At 68.6% G+C, this 21,211-nt stretch carries 22 protein-coding genes; 15 read left to right on the top strand and 7 right to left on the bottom strand.

Annotated elements, in window-relative coordinates:
* Positions 1-53 precede the first annotated feature (53 nt).
* The 4 genes from GQ57_RS21170 (at position 54) to GQ57_RS21185 (ending at position 3,163) form a co-directional block, all read left to right on the top strand.
* The gene (locus GQ57_RS21170) at positions 54-983 is read left to right on the top strand and encodes an AraC family transcriptional regulator (RefSeq protein WP_034198920.1); all 930 of its coding nucleotides are present in this window, start codon (positions 54-56) and stop codon (positions 981-983) included.
* Positions 984-1,114: 131 nt separating this feature from the next.
* Complete coding sequence (locus GQ57_RS21175; RefSeq protein WP_034198921.1) at positions 1,115-1,882, top strand: AzlC family ABC transporter permease; 768 nt, start codon at positions 1,115-1,117, stop codon at positions 1,880-1,882.
* Positions 1,879-2,217, top strand: a complete 339-nt coding sequence (locus GQ57_RS21180) for an AzlD domain-containing protein (RefSeq protein ID WP_034198922.1) — start codon at positions 1,879-1,881, stop codon at positions 2,215-2,217. The genes GQ57_RS21175 and GQ57_RS21180 overlap by 4 nt, the downstream gene beginning before the upstream one ends.
* A 169-nt stretch (positions 2,218-2,386) precedes the next feature.
* The gene (locus GQ57_RS21185) at positions 2,387-3,163 is read left to right on the top strand and encodes a DUF4088 family protein (protein WP_031399994.1); all 777 of its coding nucleotides are present in this window, start codon (positions 2,387-2,389) and stop codon (positions 3,161-3,163) included.
* A 96-nt stretch (positions 3,164-3,259) separates the two neighbouring features.
* Here the strand turns inward: GQ57_RS21185 and GQ57_RS43085 are convergent, their stop codons facing one another.
* The gene (locus tag GQ57_RS43085; protein ID WP_160257543.1) at positions 3,260-3,412 is read right to left on the bottom strand and encodes a hypothetical protein; all 153 of its coding nucleotides are present in this window, start codon (positions 3,410-3,412) and stop codon (positions 3,260-3,262) included.
* A gap of 254 nt (positions 3,413-3,666) precedes the next feature.
* On the opposite strand from GQ57_RS43085, the gene GQ57_RS21195 reads away from it, so the two are divergent.
* The 3 genes from GQ57_RS21195 to fumC all read left to right on the top strand — a co-directional run bounded on the left by GQ57_RS21195 (position 3,667) and on the right by fumC (position 6,953).
* Complete coding sequence (locus GQ57_RS21195) at positions 3,667-3,885, top strand: RNA-binding S4 domain-containing protein (protein WP_021159725.1); 219 nt, start codon at positions 3,667-3,669, stop codon at positions 3,883-3,885.
* A 131-nt stretch (positions 3,886-4,016) separates the two neighbouring features.
* Entirely contained in the window at positions 4,017-5,444 is a 1,428-nt protein-coding gene (gene norM / locus GQ57_RS21200; RefSeq protein ID WP_052001421.1) for a multidrug efflux MATE transporter NorM, read from the top strand.
* 114 nt (positions 5,445-5,558) lie between these two features.
* Positions 5,559-6,953 carry a class II fumarate hydratase gene (gene fumC / locus GQ57_RS21205; RefSeq protein ID WP_031399992.1) on the top strand — a complete coding sequence of 465 codons (1,395 nt, stop codon included), beginning with the start codon at positions 5,559-5,561 and terminating at the stop codon, positions 6,951-6,953.
* 43 nt (positions 6,954-6,996) lie between these two features.
* Here the strand turns inward: fumC and GQ57_RS21210 are convergent, their stop codons facing one another.
* Together GQ57_RS21210 and GQ57_RS43410 are read right to left on the bottom strand one after the other, a co-directional pair.
* On the bottom strand, positions 6,997-7,509 hold the full coding sequence (locus GQ57_RS21210; RefSeq protein WP_031399991.1) for an acyl-CoA thioesterase: 513 nt from the start codon (positions 7,507-7,509) through the stop codon (positions 6,997-6,999).
* A 130-nt stretch (positions 7,510-7,639) separates the two neighbouring features.
* The gene (locus tag GQ57_RS43410; RefSeq protein ID WP_006757662.1) at positions 7,640-7,780 is read right to left on the bottom strand and encodes a hypothetical protein; all 141 of its coding nucleotides are present in this window, start codon (positions 7,778-7,780) and stop codon (positions 7,640-7,642) included.
* Between the two features lie 189 nt (positions 7,781-7,969).
* Between GQ57_RS43410 and GQ57_RS21215 the strand changes: the two genes are divergently transcribed.
* Together GQ57_RS21215 and GQ57_RS21220 are read left to right on the top strand one after the other, a co-directional pair.
* Positions 7,970-8,677: an ArsR/SmtB family transcription factor gene (locus GQ57_RS21215; RefSeq protein WP_031399990.1), complete on the top strand. Its 708-nt coding sequence runs from the start codon at positions 7,970-7,972 to the stop codon at positions 8,675-8,677.
* A gap of 162 nt (positions 8,678-8,839) precedes the next feature.
* Positions 8,840-11,341 carry a DUF6600 domain-containing protein gene (locus GQ57_RS21220; RefSeq protein WP_034198924.1) on the top strand — a complete coding sequence of 834 codons (2,502 nt, stop codon included), beginning with the start codon at positions 8,840-8,842 and terminating at the stop codon, positions 11,339-11,341.
* Positions 11,342-11,441: 100 nt separating this feature from the next.
* On the opposite strand, the gene GQ57_RS21225 is transcribed toward GQ57_RS21220, so the two are convergent.
* Positions 11,442-12,413 (bottom strand): thymidylate synthase, encoded by a 972-nt coding sequence (locus tag GQ57_RS21225; protein ID WP_034198925.1) that lies wholly within the window; start codon positions 12,411-12,413, stop codon positions 11,442-11,444.
* Positions 12,414-12,455: 42 nt separating this feature from the next.
* The gene (locus GQ57_RS21230; protein ID WP_031399987.1) at positions 12,456-13,853 is read right to left on the bottom strand and encodes a sigma-54 dependent transcriptional regulator; all 1,398 of its coding nucleotides are present in this window, start codon (positions 13,851-13,853) and stop codon (positions 12,456-12,458) included.
* Between the two features lie 504 nt (positions 13,854-14,357).
* Here GQ57_RS21230 and GQ57_RS21235 point away from each other — a divergent pair.
* Positions 14,358-14,681, top strand: coding sequence for a hypothetical protein (locus tag GQ57_RS21235; protein ID WP_031399986.1), 324 nt, complete (start codon positions 14,358-14,360; stop codon positions 14,679-14,681).
* Between the two features lie 272 nt (positions 14,682-14,953).
* Complete coding sequence (locus GQ57_RS21240) at positions 14,954-15,454, top strand: dihydrofolate reductase (protein WP_034198938.1); 501 nt, start codon at positions 14,954-14,956, stop codon at positions 15,452-15,454.
* 84 nt (positions 15,455-15,538) lie between these two features.
* Here GQ57_RS21240 and pmbA read toward each other — a convergent pair whose 3' ends face one another.
* On the bottom strand, positions 15,539-16,909 hold the full coding sequence (gene pmbA, locus GQ57_RS21245; RefSeq protein WP_031399984.1) for a metalloprotease PmbA: 1,371 nt from the start codon (positions 16,907-16,909) through the stop codon (positions 15,539-15,541).
* Between the two features lie 137 nt (positions 16,910-17,046).
* Between pmbA and yjgA the strand changes: the two genes are divergently transcribed.
* Positions 17,047-17,649 carry a ribosome biogenesis factor YjgA gene (gene yjgA / locus GQ57_RS21250; protein WP_280529012.1) on the top strand — a complete coding sequence of 201 codons (603 nt, stop codon included), beginning with the start codon at positions 17,047-17,049 and terminating at the stop codon, positions 17,647-17,649.
* Positions 17,633-18,250 (top strand): molybdopterin adenylyltransferase, encoded by a 618-nt coding sequence (gene mog, locus GQ57_RS21255; protein ID WP_031399982.1) that lies wholly within the window; start codon positions 17,633-17,635, stop codon positions 18,248-18,250. Before yjgA ends, mog begins: the two co-directional genes overlap by 17 nt.
* 16 nt (positions 18,251-18,266) lie before the next feature.
* On the opposite strand, the gene orn is transcribed toward mog, so the two are convergent.
* On the bottom strand, positions 18,267-18,887 hold the full coding sequence (orn, locus tag GQ57_RS21260; RefSeq protein WP_031399981.1) for an oligoribonuclease: 621 nt from the start codon (positions 18,885-18,887) through the stop codon (positions 18,267-18,269).
* A 117-nt stretch (positions 18,888-19,004) separates the two neighbouring features.
* Between orn and GQ57_RS21265 the strand changes: the two genes are divergently transcribed.
* Together GQ57_RS21265 and rsgA are read left to right on the top strand one after the other, a co-directional pair.
* Positions 19,005-20,264, top strand: coding sequence for a M48 family metallopeptidase (locus GQ57_RS21265; RefSeq protein ID WP_034198927.1), 1,260 nt, complete (start codon positions 19,005-19,007; stop codon positions 20,262-20,264).
* Positions 20,261-21,202: a ribosome small subunit-dependent GTPase A gene (rsgA, locus tag GQ57_RS21270; RefSeq protein WP_034198928.1), complete on the top strand. Its 942-nt coding sequence runs from the start codon at positions 20,261-20,263 to the stop codon at positions 21,200-21,202. Before GQ57_RS21265 ends, rsgA begins: the two co-directional genes overlap by 4 nt.
* Positions 21,203-21,211 lie beyond the last annotated feature (9 nt).

Consider the following 21,211-nt stretch of genomic DNA (forward strand, 5'->3'; position numbering starts at 1 on the left):
CGGCCGGACGCGCGAGCGATACACTGTCGGTTCGACCGCTCCCGCGCCCGATCATGTCCGCGCTCCGCCTTCCAGATTCCGCACGCTACTGGCGCACGCCGCTGCTGCCGGACGCGGATCTCGTCACGGCCACCTATCGCGATCACACGTTCGCCCCCCACTGGCACGACGCGTACACGATCCCCGTGATTCTCGAAGGCGCGGAACGCTTCACCTATCGCGGCAGCGGCTACGTCGCCGAAACCGGCACCGTGCCCGTGATCAATCCCGGCGAAGTGCATACGGGTTCGCGCGCGGCCGATGAAGGCTGGTGCTACCGCGTCGGCTACATGCCGGTCGAATTCATCCGCGAACTCGCAAGTGCGATCGCGGGCCGCCCGCAGGACGCGCCGTGGTTCCCGCCCGACGTGATTCGCGACGTCGATCTTGCGGCCCGGCTCACGCGCGCGCACCGGATGATGGAGGCCGGCAGCGAACACACCCGGCCCTCGCATGCGCATCCGCCGACCGACGACGATCCGGCGGCAGGCGGTCCCGCGGCAGGCAGCTCGACGACGGACGCCGTGCGCATCTACGATCCGCTCGCCGCCGAGACGGCAATGCTCGACGCGCTGTCGACGCTGATCGTGCGCCACGCCAATGCGCAATCGCAACCGGCGCGCCTCACCGCGGACGAACCGCGCGTCGACGCGATGCGCGAGCGGCTCGCCGCCGACCTCACGTGCACGGTGACGCTCGACGAAGTCGCGTTGGCGGCCGGGCTGTCGCCGTTCCACGCGGCCCGCCTGTTCACGCGCACAACCGGCATGCCACCGCATGCCTGGCGCAACCAGCTGCGCTTGCAGCGCGCGCTGGCGCCGTTGCGCGCGGGCGTGCCGGTCGCCGATGTCGCGGCGGCCAGCGGCTTCGTCGATCAAAGCCACTTCACCCGGCACTTCAAACGCATGTTCGGCGTGCCGCCCGGGCGCTGGCAGGCGCGCTGACGCCGCGGCCTCCGCGCACCGCCCGGCATGCGAGCGCCGCGATACCGCCGGCGTCGGCGCGCACCGATCCCGATCCCGCAAGCGCAAGAACATACAAGCCCGCCTTTCGCCCGCCCGCTATCCTCCGGTTCATGGAGGAATACGCTTTGAATCCGACACCCGCATCGCCCGCTCGCCGCCCGCTCAACGAATGGCTGGACGGCGCACGCGACACGATCCCGATGATGATCGGCGCCGCGCCGTTCGGCGTGATCTTCGGCACGCTCGTCGGCGGCGGCCCGCTTGCCGCATGGCATGGCGCGCTGATGTCGCTCGCCGTGTTCGCGGGCTCCGCGCAGTTCATTGCGCTCGGCCTGATCGCGGGCAGCGCGGGCTTCGTCGTCGTGCTCGCCACCACGCTGATCGTGAACCTGCGTCACCTGCTGTACAGCGCGACGCTCGCCCCCTATGTCGCGCACCTGCCGCTGCGCTGGCGCGCAACGCTCGGCGCACTGATGACCGACGAGGTATTCGCGGTCGCCTACGCGCACTACCGGCACTTCGCGCCGGGCACCATCGGCCCCCACTACTTCTTCGGGTCCGGGCTCGCGATGTACCTGAACTGGCAGGTCTGGACGCTCGCGGGCATCGGCTTCGGCGCGGCGTTCCCGGGCCTGCAGTCGCTCGGCCTCGATTTCGCGATGGCGGCAACCTTCATCGCGATCGTCGTCCCGCAGCTCGGCACGCTGCGCTATTTCGCGGCGGCCGCGACGGCCGGCACGCTGGCTTGCTTCTGGCAAGGCTGGCCCTACAAGCTCGGGCTGCTCGGCGCGGTCGCCGCCGGCGTCGCGATCGGCGTCGCACTCACGCTGCTGCACAAGCGCGCGCGCGCCGGCTCGCACCCGGAGGCCGCATCGTGAGCTACGCGCTACTGATTCTCGGGATGGCCGTCATCACCTACGCGATCAGATCGACGCTGTTCCTGTTCGGCGAACGGCTGACCTTCCCGCCGCTCGTGCGGACGGCGCTCGGCTTCGTACCCGTCACCGTGCTGACGGCGATCATCGTGCCGATGGCCGTCTCGCCGCACGGCGGCGCGGCCGAGCTGACCTGGCGCAATCCGCAGCTCGTCGGCGCGCTCGCCGCCGTGCTCGTGTCGGCGGCGACCCGCCGCCCGCTCGTGACGATCGCGGCGGGCCTCGCGGTGTTCTTTCTCTGGCAAGGGGTCGTGCTGCCCCACTGGCTGCCCGCCTGAGCGAGCGGGCGAGCGCTTGGCCCGGCGCGCTCAAGTTTCCGCCCGGCGCGCCGATATACGGGGTGAACACCCGCCACCGGCCTCGTCGCGCACCGGTCAGTCGACGCTGCGCCCGCCCCGGTGCGCCGTGCCGGCCGCCGGCTTGCGCGGGCCGCCATCGAGACGATTCATGGGCCAGATCACCCTTTCCCTCAAGGACGACACGCTCGAGTCCCTGCGCAAGGACTACGATGCGTTCGTCCGCGTGTCGCTGAAGCTCGACCCGCAGTTCGCGACGCCGTCGTTCGAGGATTTCCTGCGCGCCAAACTGCTCGACAACATGGTGCCGCTGACCGAGCACGCCGTGCAGCGGATGCTGCAGGGCGGCCAGTACGCGTGGGCAAAGCGCACGCTCGACAAGGAATTTCCGGACGTCGTCGCGATCCTGATGCGACAGGCCGGCGAATTCGGCTTCGGCTTCGCGTCGCGTTCCGAATGGACGCCCGACGAACTCGCGAAGGCTTGCCGCGACTGGGCAAAGGCAATCGTCGCCGAAGCGCAGGCCGATCCGGCGCTGATCGACCCGCTCGCGTCGCAGATCAAGGGGGCGGCGCAGGACATCCAGACGCTCGAGGAACTGATGCAGACGCCCGCGTGGCGGCTCGCGGAATCGCTGCGGCAACGGATTTACGAGGCCAAGCTCGCGTGCGAGATGAGCGTCGGCAGCACCGCGCGCGACAAGCTCGGCGAACTGCGCGGGCTGCTCCGGCTCGGTCTCGCGCACGGCTCGTTCCAGAAGCAGGAAGCGCAGCAGATCATGGAATACCTGCGGCTGCTGAAGCCGGAGATCTTCGTCGAGGAGCCGTACGACGTCTTTGCACGGCTCGCCGCGTGGCTGCGCAGCGTATTCACGCCGGCCGCCACGCGACCGGCGCAGGGTCCGGGACAGGGACAGCGCCGGCCGTAACGGCACGCCGTTGCGCATGGACATGTGACGGCGGCCCGGTTCGTACGACGCGAACCGGGCCGCCGTCGCGGTGCCGCGCCCGGCGCGCGCAGCCGGCTAGCGTTGGCTGCGCGGTGCGTCGGGCGGACACACCACGGGGGCATGGGCACCGGCCGCGCCCTGCACCGCCACGCCCGTCGCGGCACACGCGTCCGACACGACGAACGCCGTCGGCGCGGCACCGATCAGCATCGCGCGAATCCGGCGCATGGCCTGCTCCACGAAAAATCGTCAGATCGAACCGCAGCGATGCGGCCGGCCGCGCCTCGCCGCAACACGCGGCAGGTACGACGAAAGACCCGCAGGCTCTCGGCTCTCCCGGGCCGTTACCCGCCGTTCCACCTGCCGACGAACAACGCCCCTTCCCCGCACCGGCGTACCGCGCCCCTCCGCGCTCGCGTGCCGGCCCGCGGTGCCGTATGATGCGAGGCGATTCCTCCCGCGCCTTGCGCGCCTTCTTCGTCATGCCCAACCTGGATTTCACGCTGACCGGCGAATACGTCGAGCTGCACAACCTTCTCAAGATCACCGGCCTCGCGGACAGCGGCGGCTCCGCAAAGCTGATCGTCGCGTCCGGCGCGGTAAAAGTAGACGGCGCGGTCGAGCTGCGCAAGACCTGCAAGATCCGCGCAGGCCAGGTCGTGCTGCTCGGCGACACGCGCATCGCGGTGCGCGAGGCATAGCGCCGGTTCCCCTTTCCGCGACATGGCCATCGGCGCGCGCGTTCGACACGGTGCGAATAAAGCCGTAAGCTGGTTGTCTCTCAAAATAACTACATATAGCGCGGGCCCGCACCCGTGCGAGCGCCCATCCCATGTCGCATTCCGGTCTTACGCGGACGGCCGCCGCGCCGCCGTCCCTGTCCAGTCACGCCGCCGATACCGCGCGCCTCGCCGCGCCGCTCGCGATCGCGCAACTTTCCCAGATGGCGATGAGCGTCACCGACACGGTGCTGCTCGGTTCGCTCGGCCCCGATTCGCTCGCGGCGGGCGGGCTCGGCGCGAACTTCTTCTTCGTCATCGTCACCATTCTGCAAGGCGTGCTGTCGTCGATCAGCGTGAGCGTCGCGCATGCGCGCGGCTCCAAGGCCGACGAGCGGGTGCCGCACATCTACTGGACCGGCTTCGCCCTGTCCGTGCTGCTCGCGATTCCCGCCATCGTCGCGCTGTCGCTGTCCGAACCGATCCTGCTGATGTTCCACGAGCCGCCGCTGCTCGCTCATCACGTCGGCGAATACACGGGCATCCTGCGCTTCGCGGCGCTCGGCAGCCTGATCGGCGTCGGGCTGATGCGCGCGTTCCTGCCGGCGATCGGCGCCGCCCGGCGGCTGCTGTGGGTGTCGGTCGGCGGCGTCGGCGTCAACGGCGTGCTGAACTACGGGCTGATCCACGGCGCGTTCGGCCTGCCGCGCCTCGGCTTTCTCGGCTCGGCCGTCGCGACGACGATCACGATCTGGCTCACCGCGTTCGCGCTGCTCTGGCTGCTGCACGGCCGGCAGCGCTTCCGCCATTTCGTGACCGCGGCGCGCCCGAAACTGCCCATGATGGGCGAGCTGATCGGCATCGGCTGGCCCGTCGCGATCACGTACGGGGTCGAATCGACGCTGTTTCTCGCGACCGGCCTCACGGTCGGCGTGCTGGGCGCGACGTCGCTGGCCGCGCACCAGATCGCGCTGAACGTCGCGTCCGTGTCGTTCATGGTGCCGCTCGCGATCGGCCAGGCCGCGAACGTCCGGGTCGGCTACTGGGTCGGCGCGGGCTCGCCCGTCGCCGCGCGGCACGCGGGCTTCGTCGCGCTCGCGCTCGGCGTCGCGTTCATGTCGCTGTCGGGCCTCGTGATGATCGTCGCGCCGCATGCCATCGTCGGCCTGTACCTTCACCTCGACGATCCGGCCAACATGGCCACGGTATCGCTCGCCGCGTCGCTGCTCGGCATCGCGGCGGTGTTCCAGATCGTCGACGGGATGCAGACCGTCGCGTCGGGCGCGCTGCGCGGCCTGAAGGACACGCGCATCCCGATGCTCGCCGCGACCTTCGGCTACTGGGGCATCGGCTTCCCGACCGGCTACTGGCTCGCGTTCCACGCGGGCCTCGGCGCGCGCGGCCTGTGGTGGGGACTCGCGGCCGGCCTCGCGAGCGTCGCCGCGCTGATGGCGTGGCGCTTTCATCGCAAGACCGCATCGCTCGTCGCGGCGCCTCGCCAGGCGCGACATGACGCGAAATCGCCGCCGGCGCTATCCTAGTCGGCTGAAGACCAAGACGCCGCGCAAGCGGCGCGACTGCCTCACGATACGTCTGATTACGTTTGATGCCGCGCAACGACGCGCGGCCTTTCCCCTTTCCTGGAGGAGTGCATCATGAACGAAGCAGTTCGGATGGAACGCGATACGTTCGGCGAGATCGCCGTCCCGGCCGACCGGCTGTGGGGCGCGCAAACCGAGCGTTCGCTGCAGAATTTCCGGATTTCGACCGAGAAGCAGTCGCCCGAGCTGATCCACGCGCTGGCGATCGTCAAGCGCGCGGCGGCGGCCGTGAACCAGTCGCTCGGCGTGCTGGCCGACGACAAGGCGCGCGCGATCATCGACGCCGCCGACGAGATCATCGCCGGCAAGCATCCGCGCGAATTCCCGCTCGCGGTGTGGCAGACGGGCTCCGGCACGCAGACCAACATGAACCTCAACGAGGTGATCGCGAACCGCGCGAGCGAACTGATGGGCGGCGAGCGAGGCGAGGCGCGCAAGGTGCATCCGAACGACGACGTGAATCGGGGCCAGTCGTCGAACGACGTGTTCCCGACCGCGATGCACGTCGCGGCCGCGTACGCGATCGTCAATCATCTGCTGCCGGCGCTGCGCACGCTGCGCACGACGCTCGATGCGAAGTCGAAGGCGTTCGCCGACATCGTGAAGATCGGCCGCACGCACCTGCAGGACGCGACGCCGCTCACGCTCGGCCAGGAGTTTTCCGGCTACGTTGCGCAGCTCGACCAGAGCATCCGCCACGTCGAGTCGGCGCTGCCGCACCTGTACGAGCTCGCGCTCGGCGGCACCGCGGTGGGCACGGGGCTGAACGCCCATCCGGAGTTCGCGGTGCGCGTCGCCGACGAAATCGGCCGGCTCGCGAAGCTGCCGTTCGTGACGGCGCCGAGCAAGTTCGAGGTGATGGCGGCCGCCGACGCGCTGGTGTTCGCGCACGGTGCGCTGAAGACGGTCGCGGCCGGCCTGATGAAGATCGCGAACGACGTCCGCTGGCTCGCGAGCGGCCCGCGCTGCGGGCTCGGCGAGCTGTCGATTCCGGAAAACGAGCCGGGCAGCTCGATCATGCCGGGCAAGGTGAACCCGACGCAGTCCGAGGCCGTGACGATGCTGTGCTGCCAGGTGTTCGGCAACGACGTCGCAGTCAACGTCGGCGGTGCGAGCGGCAATTTCGAGCTGAACGTGTTCCGGCCGATGATCGCGCATAACGTGCTGCAATCGGTGCGGCTGCTCGCCGACGGCGCGCAGAGCTTCAACGACCACTGCGCGGTGGGCATCGAGCCGAACCGCGCGCGGATCGACCTGCTGCTGAACGAATCGCTGATGCTCGTGACGGCGCTCAATCCGCACATCGGCTACGACAAGTCCGCGCAGATCGCGAAGAAGGCGCACAAGGAAGGCACAACGCTGAAGGCGGCCGCGCTCGCGCTCGGCTACCTGACCGAGGCGGAATTCGACGCGTGGGTGCGCCCGGAGCAGATGATCGGGTCGCGGTAACGGCGTGAAGGCGGGCGCGGCGCGATGCGCGGCGCCCGGCGGGTCAGACCGCGCCCTTCGCGACCTCTTCCGGCTTCATCTCGACGATCTTGTCGAGCGCGGCCCGCACGTCGGCCGCATACTTCGCGAGCACTTTCTGCTCGTCGGTCTCGGGCACGAACGGCGGCACCGGCACCGGGTTGCCGTTCTCGTCGACCGCGACGAACACGACCAGGCAATCGGTCGTCTGGCGCAGCACGCCGCCCTTCGGATCGCCGGCGTGCACCGATACGTGGATGTGCATGCTGGTGCGGCCCGTCGCGACCACGCGCGCCTTCAACTCGACCAGATTGCCGACCAGGATCGGACGCTGGAAACGGATGTTGCCGACGCTGACCGTCACGCAATAGCGGCTCGACCAGACTGCCGCGCAAGCATACGCAACCTCGTCGATCCATTTCATCAGCGCGCCGCCGTGCACCTTGCCGCCGAAGTTCACGGACGACGGCTCGGCGAGGAAGCGGAATACGGTTTCGGTGCGGTCGAGAGCGGCCGGTACGGGGGACGATTGGGACATTTTGTTGGCTCCATGCGGCAGGGGCGCTGTAATCGGGCCATTATACGTTGCACTGCGGCAATGCGTCGCGGCGCGCCCCGGGCGGCGCGGCCGGGACGGCCGCACCCGGTGTGTCGCCAGGCGGCGCCGCTCAGCGGCGCACCGTGATGCCCTGGTCGATCGTCCCGTACATCTCCAGGCTGCCGCCGCGCTCGCCGGCGGCGCTCGCGCCGCCCTGCGCACAGGCCGCACAGACGAGCGCGGCCGCCAGCAAACAGAAAATCGTCTTCATCGTTGCATCGCGTCACGTGCGACGGCCCGTTGCCGTCGCGTCCCGCCATTCTACGCGTGCGCCGCTACGGGCCGCGGGACGGTTCGCCACGCCGACGCCGCCGATGCATCCGACATTTCAGCCGAACGCGAAACATCGAATACCCGCACCGACTACACTGCGGATCATCCTGCCCGACGAGACACGACGATGACCGATCAAGACGACCACCATTTTCCGGGGCTGAGCCGTATCGGCGCACTGATCGCCGACCCCGGGCGCGCCGCGATGCTGTGGGTGCTGATGGACGGCAGCGCACGACCGGCCGGCGAACTGACGATGATCGCGGGGCTGTCGCCGTCCGCCGCAAGCGCCCATCTCGCGCGGCTGACCGAAGGCGGCCTGCTCGCGCTCGACGTGCGCGGCCGGCACCGCTACTACCGCATCGCGTCGGCCGACATCGCGGCATCGCTCGAAGCGCTTGCGAACGTCGCCCGCGCGGCCGCGCCGCATCGCCCGGTTCCGCCGCCGTCACGCGCGGTCCCGGCCGAACTGCGCTACGCGCGCACCTGCTACGACCACATGGCCGGCGAACTCGCGGTGCGCATCTTCGACGGGCTCACCGCGCGCGGCTGGCTGCTTGCGGACGGCGATGCGATCGAAACCACCGAACTCGGCACGCAGGCGCTCGCGCAATGGGGCATCGACGTCGCGCAGCAGCGCACGCGCCGGCGCCGTTTCGCGTGCGGCTGCCTCGACTGGAGCGAACGACGCTCGCATCTCGGCGGTGCGCTGGGCGCGGCGCTGCTCGAAAGCTTCTGCGCGCACGGCTGGATCGAGCGCTCCGCACGGCCGCGCGTGCTGCGCGTCACAGTCCCCGGGCAGCAGGTTTTCGACGCGTGGCTTACGTCTGCTTGACGCCTGCATTGCGACTGCACGACAAAGGCGCGCGATGGACAGGTTTTGTTACATCGCGTGCCATTCGACTTACAAAACATCGAGCATTGAAACAGGCCGGGCGGATATTGTGAACTCAGCGGCACGAATCGACGCGCCGCGATAACGACGAAGACGCTCACCATGGCCACCCCGTTCACGCTCAAGCGAACCGCCCGCTGCACCCTCCTCGCGTTCGTCGCGCTTGCGACCCTCCCCGCTGCATTCGCACAATCGTCCGGCACCGCGCCCTATGCGGCCGCGGCGACACAACCCGGCGGCGATCCGCCCGGCCGCGTCGCACGGCTCGATTACCTGTCGGGCGCGGTAACGACCGAGCCGGCCGGCACCGATACCTGGTCGTATGCCGCCGTGAACCGGCCGCTGACGACCGGCGACCAGCTCTGGAACGACGCCGGCGCGCGCTCGGAACTGCACATCGGTTCGACCGCGGTGCGGCTCGGCGAATCGACGAGCCTGTCGGTGCTGAACCTCGACGACACGACGACGCAGCTGAAAGTCGGCCTCGGCACCGTATCGACGCACGTGCGCAACCTGCCGGCCGGCGGATCGTATGAAATCGACACGCCGAATCTCGCACTCGGCATCACGGGCCCCGGCGACTATCGCGTCGATGTCGCACCGAACGGCGCGAGCACGACGGTCACGCTACGCAGCGGCAGCGCGACCGCCTACGGCAGCAACGGGCAGTACCCGCTGTCGCCCGGGCAGCAGGTCGTGTTCACGGGCACCGACCTGCAGGTTGCCCAGCAATCGGCCGCGCCGGCCCCCGACCCGCTCGACCGGTGGGCGGCCAGCCGCGACATGGCCGAGGAGCGCTCGGTGTCGGCCCGCTACGTATCGCGCGACATCCCCGGCTATCAGGATCTCGACGCGAACGGCTCGTGGCGCGACACGCCGAACTACGGCGAGGTATGGGTGCCGAACGACACGCCGGCCGGCTGGGCGCCGTATCACGACGGCCACTGGATCTGGCAGGCGCCGTGGGGCTGGACGTGGGTCGACGACGCGCCGTGGGGTTTTGCGCCGTATCACTACGGCCGCTGGGCGTACGTGGACGATAGCTGGGCCTGGGTCCCCGGTCCGCTGGTCGTCAGCCAGCCGCCGGTCTATGCGCCGGCGCTCGTCGCATTCGTGGGCGGCGGCGGCCCCGCCTGGAGTGTCGCGCTCACGGTGGGCGGCATCGCCGCGGCCGGCTGCGCGTGGTTCGCGCTCGGCCCGGGCGAGCCGTGGCACCCGGGCTGGGGCGGCTGGAGCCCGCACTACTACGACGGCGTGAACCGCAACATCGTGGTGAACAACGTCAACGTGAACAAGACCGTGAACGTGACGAACATCACCAATATCACCAACATCAACAAGACGTACGTGAACTTCGGCGCACCGCACGCGATCACGGCCGTCCCGGCGTCCGCGTTCGTGCACGGCCAGCCTGTCGCGCACTTCTCGCAGCACGTCGATCCGCAGCAATGGCGCAATGCGCGCGTCACACCGGGAACCCCCGGTATTGCGCCGGTGAGCCAGAGCTTTACCGGCGGGCTGCGCAATGCGAGCTACCGCCCGCCGGCGGCGCTCGCCCAGCACCCGTACGTCGCGACGCGCAATCCCGCCGTGCCGGCCGCGTACCGCGACCAGGCCGCGGCCCGCCTCGTGCAGCAAGGCGGGCGCGTACCGGGCGCCGGCGCCCCCGTCGTGAAGACGAGCGTACCGGCCGACTATACGGCTCGTCCGGTCCGCGTTCCGGGCAACCCGGGCGGCGGCGCATGGGCGATGCACAACGTGCAGCTCGTGAATCCGCACGGCCCCGTCGTACAGCCGGCGCGCGAGCCGCGCGAAGGTCAGCCGCCCGCCGGGCAGGCCGGCAGGCCCGGGGTACCGATGCCGGGCGCTCCGAATGTCGCGCGGTCGGCGAACGGTGCAGACGCCAATGCGCCGCGCTTCGCAACCGGCGGCACGACACAGGCGTCCGGAAGCCCGACGCCGCATCCGGCATTCGGGGCAGGAAACGGTGTCCCGCACCCGCCGACGGCCGGCAACTTCCCTTCCGGCATCGGCGAGGCCCATGCAGCCGAAGCGCCGTCGCCCGCGTGGATGCAGCCGCACACGCCGATGGAGCGCCAGCGCCCCGCCCCGCCGACCGCCCTGCACCCGCCGGGACAGAATGCGCTGCCGCCTGTCCGCAGCGCGGCAATGCCGCGCCCGGACGGCTCGCCGGACTCGCGGGAGGCGCAGCCCAACGCTCGAAACGAAGCGCCACGCGCACTGCCGCAACCGAGGCTCGACGGCGTTGCGCAGATCCCGCAGCCGCGTCCGCGCCCCGACTTCCCGACGCCGGCCCAGCACGCGCAACCGGAACGGGCCGCCCCGGCAGCGCAACCGCGCGCCGATTTCTCTCAACCGGCGCCACACCGCGAAGTCGCGCCGCCGCACGTGAACGAGTACCGTCCGCCGGCTCCCGCCGTGCACGACATGCCGCGCCCGCAGCCGCAGGCGCCACGCATGGAGCCGCGGCCGTCGATGCCCGCCCCGCATGTCGAGCCGCGGCCGCAACCGGCGCCGCACGTCGAGGCGCCGCATTCGAACAACCCGCCGCCAGGCGGTCACGACGAGCGTCACCACCAGTAGGCGCCGCAAACGTGAAACAAAAAGGCCTGGCCGGCATCTGCCGGTCAGGCCTGCGTTCTGCCGCACGGGGATCGGCGAGGCCGCCTGCCCGTGCCGGCGCTCAGACCGCCATCCGCGCGGTCAGCGGCTCATGGTGGCGGTAGCCGACGAGCGAGAAATCGGACGGCTCGATCTGATCCAGCCATTCGGGCGCATAGACGCCGGTTTTCGCGTAGTCGGGCACGCGCGCGGCGATCTCGAGCTGCGGGCTTTCGTACGGCTCGCGCGTGAGCTGCTGCTGCAGCATGTCGAGCTGGTTCTCGTAGATGTGCGCATCGCCGATGAAATACGTGAACCAGCGCGGCGTGTAGCCCGTCAGCCGGCCCACGAGCGACAGCAGCGCCGCCCCTTCCGTCAGGTTGAACGGCGTGCCGAGCCCCACATCGTTGCTGCGGATGTAGAGGCACAGCGAGATCTCGCGCTTCGTGGCGTTCGGCAGGAACTGGTACAGCAGATGACACGCGGGCAGCGCGATCTGATCGAGCACGGCCGGATTCCACGCATGAAACAGGATGCGGCGGTCGCCCGGGTTCTCCATGATCGTGTCGAGACACTGGCGCAACTGATCGATTGCCTTGTACAGCAGCACCTTCGGCACGCCGTCCTCGTCGAAACGCGTGACGATCCGGAAGCCGCGGCGCGTCGCATCGGCGATCTGCGCGTCGGCGCCCGCATCGAGCACCTTGTAGCCCGGCCACTGCCGCCATTGCACACCGTACACGTCGCCGAGATCGTCGACGCCCTCGCGATACGGGTTCGCGAGCCATTGCGCGTTCTCGTTCGCGTTCGCGTCCCACACCTTGCAGCCGAGCGCCCGGAAATCGGCCGCGCTGCGCGATGCGCGCAGGAAGCCGACCAGTTCCCCGATCGCGGACTTGAACGCGAGCTTCTTGGTCGTCAGGGCCGGGAAGCCTTGCTGCAGGTCGAAGCGCAGCATCGCGCCCGGCATGCTGATGGTGCGGATCCCCGTGCGGTTCTCCTGCCAGGTGCCGGTATCGAGAATGGTACGAACGAGATCGAGATACTGTTTCATGCGGGTTCCTTCGGCCGCGGGGGGCGGCCGTACCCGCCAATTTTAGCAAGCGTGATGCGGAAGCTCCGGCAACGGCGCCGAAAACCCTGCCAGCGTGTCGCCGCGATCGCGCATGCCGTGCGCGCACATCAGCCGGTACAGCGTGACGCGCGACACGCCGAGCTCGCGTGCGGCATCCGCGAAACGGCCCCGGTGGCGCAGCAGCGCCTGCTCGATCGCCTGCCGCTCGGCCGCCTCGCGCGCCTCCAGCAGCGACACGGGCGCGAGCGTCGCATAGTCGTTCAACTCGAGATCGGCCGCGGTGATCATCCGCCCCTCCGACATGACGATCGCGCGACGCACCCGATTGATCAGCTCGCGCACGTTGCCCGGCCATGAATAGCCGTACAGCGACGCGACCGCATCCGGAGAAAAGCCGCGCAGGCGCCGATGCGCGTCGCCCTTGAAACGCTCGAGCATGTGGCGCGCGAGCACCTCGATGTCCTTGCCGCGCGCGCGCAGCGGCGGCTCCTCGATCTTCAGCACGCACAGGCGATGGAACAGGTCCTCGCGGAACCGCCCTTCGCGCAGCGCCGCCTCCATGTCCACGTGCGTCGCGCAGATCACGCGCACGTCGACGGGCACCGACGCATGCGCGCCGAGCCGCTCGATCTTGCCTTCCTGCAGGAAGCGCAGCAGGCTTGCCTGGCTTTCCAGCGGCAAATCGCCGATCTCGTCGAGAAACAGCGTGCCGCCGTTGGCCGCTTCGACGCGGCCGATCTTGCGCTGGTTCGCACCGGTGAACGCACCGCGCTCATAGCCGAACAGTTCGGCCTGCAACAGCGTCGACGGGATCGCACCGCAGTTGATCGCGATGAACGGCGCCTGCGCCCGCGACGAGCGCTCGTGAATCGCGACCGCCGTCAGTTCCTTGCCGGTACCCGATTCGCCGGAGATGAACACCGGCGCGTCGGTCGCCGCGACGCGACGGATCGTCCTGAAGAGTCCGAGCATCGCATCGCAGGTGCCGACCATTTCGCCTTCGCTGCGTCCGGCGCCGACGGGCGGCGCAACGGGATCGGTCAGCGCGACCATGCCGTGCGCATGACCGACCGTCTCGACGATCCGCGACGTCTCGTACGGCATCGTGACGTAGTCAAAGCAATAGTCGCGAATGAGATGCCGCAGCGTGGCGTCCTGCAACTGGCCGCGCCGCGTCGCCGCGATCCAGCCGATGTGCTGGATGCTCAGACAGGATTCAAGTTCGCGCAGGTCCGACGGCTTGAAGCCCGGCGAGAAATCGAGCAGCCCGGCCGTCGCGACTCCGTGCTGCACGACGCGGCGGACGTCCCGCACGGTCTCCGCGAGATCGACTCGCCAGCCGCATTCGTCGAAATGGCCGCGCAACGCGTCGTTCGGTTCGCGCGAATAATAGATCACATGCCGCAGATCGGCTCCCATATGCCCACCCCGTTCATCAACCGTCTAACGATTGCCGTGCACGCCAGGTTGCGTGCGAAAAGGATCGAATCGGGTCAGCCGAAGGCAGCTCGATTCGCCATGCCTATGCGCGGCAGCGACAAAGCCTCGCATGATGGCGCTTATCTCGCGTCCAGTTGTTATTTGATCAAGACAGCGTAGTTATAGGCACTGAATACGACAATCCGATTTCAGCGCGGCGAGCGACACGGCCGAATCGCTCAGGAGATCGATGCATGTCAATCGTCTGCACATAGCACTCGCACAGCGACGCATTCGTTCATCGACACATGCGACGATTCTCGTCCTTGAAGCGCATCGATTGAATCCGCAGTATTCCCGAGCCCCATCGTTTCAGGCCTGAAACATTTTCGAACGCTTTCCGCCACAATTCTCAACGCTCGCACGGCAATCGCAGTGTCGACAACGGTCCCGGCGCGATGGCATGCATTTCGCTGAATGCGGAATACGTCGGAGACAGCGACCATGCGAAAACTTCTTTCACTTTCTTTCGGGGCGGTGACCATCGTGCTCGCGGCAGTCGGCCCGCCCGCGCCGGCATGCGCGGACGAAAGCGCGCCGCCGGATCGCGCGATGCTGCTGGCCGCAAACGCGCCGAGCATGCAGCGCGGCAATGACGCCGGCATCGTGACCGTGTCCGCGCCGCTGTCGGCCGGCAGGTCGTCGGTGACGCTGTGGGACGAGATTCCGCCGCCTTTGTTGCCCACACCGACGCCGCTTCCGGCACCGCAGCCAGGCAACGTGCAGCACGTGACGGAAGAGCATGCGCAAGGCAGTGCGCGTCAGTAATGCGCGGTGCGACTCATTGGATAGGATGCCATATTGATTTGAACAGGCAGGACCCTATCGAGCGGGACCGGGCGCACTCGATCTCGCAACGCGAAACGGTTTTGTGTCCCGTCCCCCGGCGGGCACGCTTTTTATTCATTCTCATGCCGTCGCGGCGCGTTGCGTCGGACGCCGCGGCACGCCGTGCAAGCGCGGCGGCGCGCGCGGAATCCGGCGCGCGCCGCCGTTCCGGTAGAATCGGCGCCATTCCGGTTTTCCTCTCCCCGACCTTCATGACGACGTTGACCCTGATCGTCGCGCGCGCCCGCAACGGCATCATCGGCCGCGACAACCAGTTGCCCTGGAAACTTCCCGAGGATCTCGCCTTCTTCAAGCGCACGACGATGGGCGCCCCGATCGTGATGGGCCGCAAGACCCACGAGTCGATCGGCCGGCCCCTGCCGGGCCGCCGCAATATCGTCGTGACGCGAGACGCGACACGACGCTTCGACGGCTGCGACACGGTCACGTCGCTCGCCGACGCGCTGGCGCTTGCCGCCAGCGACGGCGCGCCCGAGGCGTTCCTGATCGGCGGCGCGCAACTCTACACGGAAGGTCTCGCACTCGCCGACAAGCTGATCGTCACCGAGATCGATGCCGACTTCGACGGCGACGCGTCGTTCCCTGCGCCCGACGCCGCACACTGGCGGGAAGTGTCGCGCGATCCGCACGAGGCGAATGCGCCGAACACCTTCGGCTATGCGTTCGTCGTGTACGAACGCAAGCGCGGCTGACGCATCGCCCTCAACGAAAAAGCCCGACCGGCTCACGCCGATCGGGCTTTTTTTCATTCGATGGCGGCCGACGCCGCGCGCCGCTTACTGCCCGGCGATCGTCATCTGCTCGATCAGCACCGAGCCCGTTTCCTTCGTGCCGCGCACGATCGAATCGGCGCCGATCGCGACGATATGCCGGAACATCTCCTGCAGCGTGCTCGCGACGGTGATTTCCTCGACCGGATACTGGATCACGCCGTTCTCGACCCAGAAGCCCGCCGCGCCGCGCGAATAGTCGCCCGTCACGTAGTTCACGCCCTGCCCCATCAGTTCGGTCAGCAGCAGCCCCGTGCCGAGCTTCTTCAGCATCGCGTCGAAATCGTCGCCCGCCTGCGTGTTCGAACTGCGCAGTGCGAGGTTGTGCGAGCCGCCTGCGTTGCCGGTGGTCTGCGTGCCGAGCTTGCGCGCCGAATAGGTCGACAGGAAGTAGCCTTCGACGACGCCGTCCTTGACGACGCTGCGCGCACGCGTGCGCACGCCTTCCTCGTCGAACGGCGCGCTGCCCATCGCGCGCGGCACGTGCGGATCCTCGACGACCTGGATATGCGGCGCGAACACCGGCTTGCCGAGGCTGTCGACGAGGAACGACGTCTTGCGGTACAGCGCGCCGCCGCTCACCGCCTGCACGAACGCGCCGAGCAGGCCGGCCGCGAGCGGCGCCTCGAACAGCACGGGCACCTTGCGGGTGTCCAGGCGACGCGCCCCCATCCGCGCGAGCGCGCGCTCGGCCGCGTAACGGCCCACCGCTTCGGGCGCCGCGAGATCGATCGCGCTGCGCTTCGACGAATACCAGTCGTCGCGCTGCATGTGACGGCCGCTGCCCGCGATCGGCGCGCACGCGATGTAGTGGCGCGAGTACGGGTAGCCGGCAAGGAAGCCGCGCGACGTCGCCAGCACGAACTGCGAATGCTGCGCCGACACGCTCGCGCCTTCCGAATTGCGGATCTGCGGGCTGACCGCGAACGCGGCGTCTTCCGCGCGGCGGGCGAGCTCGACGGCCTCGTCGGCCGTCAACGCCCACGGGTGATAGAGATCGAGATCCCGCGGGTCGGTTTCGAGCAGTTCGGCCTCGGCAAGGCCGGCCGCCTCGTCTTCGGCCGTGAAGCGCGCGATGTTGTAGGCGGCGGCCACGGTATCCTTGATCGCGCCCGGCGAGAAGTCCGACGTGCTCGCGTTGCCGCGCTTCTTGCCGATGAACACGGTCACGCCGACCATCTTGTCGCGGTTGTGCTCGATCGTTTCGACTTCGCCGCGGCGCACCGACACCGACAGGCCGTCGCCTTCGGAGATTTCGGTCGCGGCATCCGTCGCGCCGAGTGCCTTCGCATGGCGAAGGATGTCCGAGGCGATTTCTTTGAGCTGGTCCTGCGTGTGCGGGAAATAGCGCGCTTGTACGTCGAGATTGGCTGCCATCGTCGTGATATCCGGTGGCGGGCGGGCGCCCGCATGGTCAAAATTTTGCGTATCCCGCGATCATAGCAAGGTCCGGGGCCGGATACCGACAAGCTTGAGGTGTCTTGGGGTGTCCGCGGCGCGATACAATGCCGGCCATGACACGCAAAACCCGAATCCAGCCGATCGAGCATGCCGTCGAAGACGACGACAATGGCTACGATCGCCCCAGCAAATCCCAGTTGAAGCGCGAGATGCACGCGCTGCAGGAACTCGGCCAGGCGCTCGTCGACCTGCCGAAGGATGCGCTCAAGCGCATGCCGATGCCCGAAGCCCTCGCCGACGCCGTGCGCGAGGCGCGCCGGATCACCGATCACGAAGGCAAGCGCCGCCAGCTCCAGTACGTCGGCCGCGTGATGCGCACGCTGACCGACGACGAGACGGCCGCGCTGCGCACCGCGCTCGACGCGCAGCGCGGCGTGAACAAGGCCGCGACGGCCCGCCTGCACTGGATCGAACGCACGCGCGAACAGTTGCTCGCGAGCGACGACGCGCTGACCGAATTCCTGCGCCAGCACCCGGAAGCCGACATCCAGGAAGGCCGCACGCTGATCCGCAACGCACGCAAGGAAGCGCAGCAAGGCAAGCCGCCGCGCTATTTCCGCGAGCTGTTCCAGTGGATCAAGACCGCGGCCGGCACGCCCGATGCGGACGACGAAGCGCCGGACGACGGCGGGGACGACCATGACGACGAAGCGTAATCACCCGGACGAGCTCGTCGTCGGCCTGGTGTCGATCAGCGACCGGGCGAGCGCGGGCGTCTACGAGGACAAGGGCATTCCGGCGCTGCAGGCCTGGCTGGCCGGCGCGCTGACGTCGCCGTGGCGCGCCGAAACGCGGTTGATCCAGGATGACGCACCGACGATCTCCGCCACGCTCGCCGAACTCGTCGACGTCGCGGGGTGCGACCTCGTGCTGACGACGGGCGGCACGGGCCCCGCGCGCCGCGACGTGACGCCCGAGGCCACGCTGGCGGTGGCGACGAAGGAAATGCCCGGATTCGGCGAACAGATGCGGCAGATCAGCCTGAATTTCGTGCCGACCGCGATCCTGTCACGACAGGTCGCGGTGATCCGCGAGACGGCCGACCATGCGGCGCTGATCATCAACCTGCCCGGCCAGCCGAAGTCGATCCGGGAAACGCTCGAAGGGCTGCGCGACGCCGACGGCAAGTCGACCGTGCCCGGCATCTTCGCCGCAGTGCCCTACTGCATCGACCTGATCGGCGGCCCGTACATCGAGACCGACGCCGCGATCGTCGCGGCGTTCCGGCCGAAAAGCGCGCAGCGCGCGCCGCGCTGAGCGCATGCCGGCCCGCTCAGGCGGCCGGCGCGGACTCGCCTGCCGACGCCGACGCGGCCGGAATCAGGAAATGCTCGCGGTAATACTTCAGCTCGTCGATCGACTCGTGGATGTCCGCGAGCGCCGTATGCATCGCACGCTTCTGGAAGCCCTTGTAGATCGCGGGCTGCCAGCGGCGGCACAGCTCCTTGAGCGTGCTGACGTCGAGATTGCGATAATGGAAGAAGCGCTCGAACTCCGGCATCCAGCGCGCCATGAAGCGGCGATCCTGACAGATCGAGTTGCCGCACATCGGCGACTTGCCGGGCGACACGTACTGCGCGAGGAACGCCTGCAGCTGCGCGGCGGCTTCCGCCTCGGTCACGGTCGATGCGCGCACGCGGTCGATCAGGCCCGAGCGGCCGTGCGTCGACTTGTTCCAGTCGTCCATCTTGGCCAGCGTTTCGTCGCTCTGATGGATCGCGAACACGGGGCCTTCGACGGCGATGTCGAGCGTGGAGTTGGTCACCACGACCGCGATCTCGATGATGCGGTCGTTATCCGGGTCGAGGCCCGTCATCTCCATGTCGAGCCAGACGAGGTTCAACTCGTTGCGCACGAGCGCGGGCTGGCTGGTGGAAGCGGCGGTATCGGTCATGAGTCATCCTGGAAAATGGCGGACGGCGCGCGGCGCCGCCCGGGCGGCCGGTATCGCATCAGCGGGCCCGGTCCGCAAGAACATATAATTCTCGCATAGAACCCTTTGGCGCCTTCGATGTCACCCTTTTCGTTCACCCTGCTGTTCGCGCTCGCCGTGCTCGCGATGGTCGTCACCAAGCTGTGGCTCGCGTCGCGGCAGATCCGCTTCGTCGCCGCGCATCGCAACGGCGTCCCCGCGCAGTTCAGCGCAACCATCCCGCTGACCGCCCACCAGCGTGCGGCCGACTATACGGTCGAGCGCACCCGGCTGACGATGCTCGAAATCGTCGTCAGCGCGGCCGTGCTGGTCGGTCTCACGCTGCTCGGCGGCGTCGGCGCGCTCGATACGCTGCTCACCGGCTGGCTCGGCCGCGGCTACGGGCAGCAGGTCGCCCTCGTCGCCGCGGTGCTCGTGATCATGAGCGCGATCGATGTCCCGTTCGAGTATTACCGCCAGTTCGGGATCGAGCAGCGTTTCGGCTTCAACCGGATGACGAAACGGCTGTTCTTCACCGACATGCTGAAAAACTCGCTGCTCGGCGCCGCACTGGGCCTGCCGCTGCTGTTCGTCGTGCTGTGGCTGATGAACCAGGCCGGCAGCCTGTGGTGGCTGTGGACCTGGATCGTCTGGGTCGCGTTCCAGATGCTCGTGCTGCTGATCTACCCGACCTTCATCGCCCCGATCTTCAACAAGTTCGAGCCGCTGAAGGACGACGCGCTGCGTGCCCGCATCGAATCGCTGATGAAGCGCTGCGGCTTCGCGGCAAAGGGGCTGTTCGTGATGGACGGCAGCCGCCGCTCCGCGCACGGCAACGCATACTTCACGGGCTTCGGCGCATCGAAGCGGATCGTGTTCTTCGACACGCTGCTCGCACGCCTGTCCGGCCAGGAGATCGAGGCCGTGCTCGCGCACGAACTTGGCCATTTCAAGCGCCGCCACGTGATGAAGCGGATGTTCGTGTCGTTCGTGCTGAGCCTCGTGCTGCTCGCGCTGCTCGGCTGGCTCGCGCAACGCACGTGGTTCTACACGGGGCTCGGCGTCACGCCGTCGCTCGACACGAGCAACGCGGGCGTCGCCCTCGTGCTGTTCTTCCTCGCGATTCCCGTGTTCCTGTTCTTCGCGACGCCCTTCGGCAGCCTCACGTCGCGCAAGCACGAATTCGAGGCCGACGCGTTCGCGGCCAGCCAGACCGACGCACAGGATCTCGTCAGCGCGCTCGTGAAGCTCTACGAGGACAACGCGTCGACGCTGACGCCCGACCCCGTCTACACGGCCTTCTACTACTCGCATCCGCCCGCTTCGCAGCGGATCGACCGCCTGCTGCAGCACGCATGAGCCGGCCGACCTCCCGCAAGCCGGCCCCGCGCGCGTCCGGCGCGCAGCGTGCCGAAGGCCGCGTGATCGCGGCGCACGGGCGCCACTACATCGTCGCCCCCGACGACGGCGGCGCGATGCTGCAGTGCTTCCCGCGCGGCAAGAAGAGCGACATCGCGGTCGGCGACCGCGTCGCGTATGAACACGCGTCGGCCGACCAGGGCGTGATCGTCGAGATCGGCGAACGGCGCAACCTGCTGTATCGCTCCGACCAGTTCAAGTCGAAGCTCTTCGCGGCCAACCTCGACCAGTTGCTGATCGTGCTCGCGACCGAGCCCTATTTCAGCGAAGACCTGCTCGGCCGCGCGCTGATCGCCGCCGAGGCGAACGAGCTGAAGCCCCTTGTCGTCCTGAACAAGATCGACGTCGAAGCCGCGCTGCCGGTCGCGCGCGAGCGCCTCGCACCGTACCGCGCGCTGGGCTACGACGTGCTCGAACTGTCCGTGAAGGGTGCGCCCGACGATGCGCGCGCGCAGCTCATGCCGCATCTCGCCGGGCATTCGACGATCCTGCTTGGCCAGTCCGGGATGGGCAAGTCGACGCTCGTGAACCTGCTCGTTCCCGATGCCGAAGCCGCGACGCGCGAGATTTCGGCCGCGCTCAACAGCGGCCGTCACACGACGACGTTCACCCGCCTCTACCCGCTGCAGGGCGGCGGCGCGCTGATCGATTCGCCGGGCTTCCAGGAATTCGGCCTCTACCACCTGACGGAAGGCCGCCTCGAGCGCGCCTTTCCGGAGTTCCGCCCGCTGCTAGCGGACTGCCGTTTCTATAATTGCCATCATCTGCACGAACCGGGCTGCGCGATCCTCGAAGCCGTCGCCGATGGCCGCATCGCGCCGACACGGCATGCGCTGTACGCCCAGCTCGTGCACGAGGCGAGCCAGATCGTCCGCTGACCGCGCGTC

Origin of the sequence: Burkholderia sp. MSh2, from assembly GCF_000731655.1 — a bacterium.
Classification (GTDB): Bacteria; Pseudomonadota; Gammaproteobacteria; order Burkholderiales; family Burkholderiaceae; genus Burkholderia; species Burkholderia paludis.

Bases quoted from the DNA above. Each gene is read 5' to 3' on its own strand.
- GQ57_RS21170 (WP_034198920.1), top strand. From the start codon at position 54: ATGTCCGCGCTCCGCCTTCCAGATTCCGCACGCTACTGGCGCACGCCG.
- GQ57_RS21175 (WP_034198921.1), top strand. From the start codon at position 1,115: ATGGAGGAATACGCTTTGAATCCGACACCCGCATCGCCCGCTCGCCGC.
- GQ57_RS21185 (WP_031399994.1), top strand. From the start codon at position 2,387: ATGGGCCAGATCACCCTTTCCCTCAAGGACGACACGCTCGAGTCCCTG.
- GQ57_RS43085 (WP_160257543.1), bottom strand. From the start codon at position 3,412: ATGCGCCGGATTCGCGCGATGCTGATCGGTGCCGCGCCGACGGCGTTC.
- GQ57_RS21195 (WP_021159725.1), top strand. From the start codon at position 3,667: ATGCCCAACCTGGATTTCACGCTGACCGGCGAATACGTCGAGCTGCAC.
- norM (WP_052001421.1), top strand. From the start codon at position 4,017: ATGTCGCATTCCGGTCTTACGCGGACGGCCGCCGCGCCGCCGTCCCTG.
- fumC (WP_031399992.1), top strand. From the start codon at position 5,559: ATGAACGAAGCAGTTCGGATGGAACGCGATACGTTCGGCGAGATCGCC.
- GQ57_RS21210 (WP_031399991.1), bottom strand. From the start codon at position 7,509: ATGTCCCAATCGTCCCCCGTACCGGCCGCTCTCGACCGCACCGAAACC.
- GQ57_RS43410 (WP_006757662.1), bottom strand. From the start codon at position 7,780: ATGAAGACGATTTTCTGTTTGCTGGCGGCCGCGCTCGTCTGTGCGGCC.
- GQ57_RS21215 (WP_031399990.1), top strand. From the start codon at position 7,970: ATGACCGATCAAGACGACCACCATTTTCCGGGGCTGAGCCGTATCGGC.
- GQ57_RS21220 (WP_034198924.1), top strand. From the start codon at position 8,840: ATGGCCACCCCGTTCACGCTCAAGCGAACCGCCCGCTGCACCCTCCTC.
- GQ57_RS21225 (WP_034198925.1), bottom strand. From the start codon at position 12,413: ATGAAACAGTATCTCGATCTCGTTCGTACCATTCTCGATACCGGCACC.
- GQ57_RS21230 (WP_031399987.1), bottom strand. From the start codon at position 13,853: ATGGGAGCCGATCTGCGGCATGTGATCTATTATTCGCGCGAACCGAAC.
- GQ57_RS21235 (WP_031399986.1), top strand. From the start codon at position 14,358: ATGCGAAAACTTCTTTCACTTTCTTTCGGGGCGGTGACCATCGTGCTC.
- GQ57_RS21240 (WP_034198938.1), top strand. From the start codon at position 14,954: ATGACGACGTTGACCCTGATCGTCGCGCGCGCCCGCAACGGCATCATC.
- pmbA (WP_031399984.1), bottom strand. From the start codon at position 16,909: ATGGCAGCCAATCTCGACGTACAAGCGCGCTATTTCCCGCACACGCAG.
- yjgA (WP_280529012.1), top strand. From the start codon at position 17,047: ATGACACGCAAAACCCGAATCCAGCCGATCGAGCATGCCGTCGAAGAC.
- mog (WP_031399982.1), top strand. From the start codon at position 17,633: ATGACGACGAAGCGTAATCACCCGGACGAGCTCGTCGTCGGCCTGGTG.
- orn (WP_031399981.1), bottom strand. From the start codon at position 18,887: ATGACCGATACCGCCGCTTCCACCAGCCAGCCCGCGCTCGTGCGCAAC.
- GQ57_RS21265 (WP_034198927.1), top strand. From the start codon at position 19,005: ATGTCACCCTTTTCGTTCACCCTGCTGTTCGCGCTCGCCGTGCTCGCG.
- rsgA (WP_034198928.1), top strand. From the start codon at position 20,261: ATGAGCCGGCCGACCTCCCGCAAGCCGGCCCCGCGCGCGTCCGGCGCG.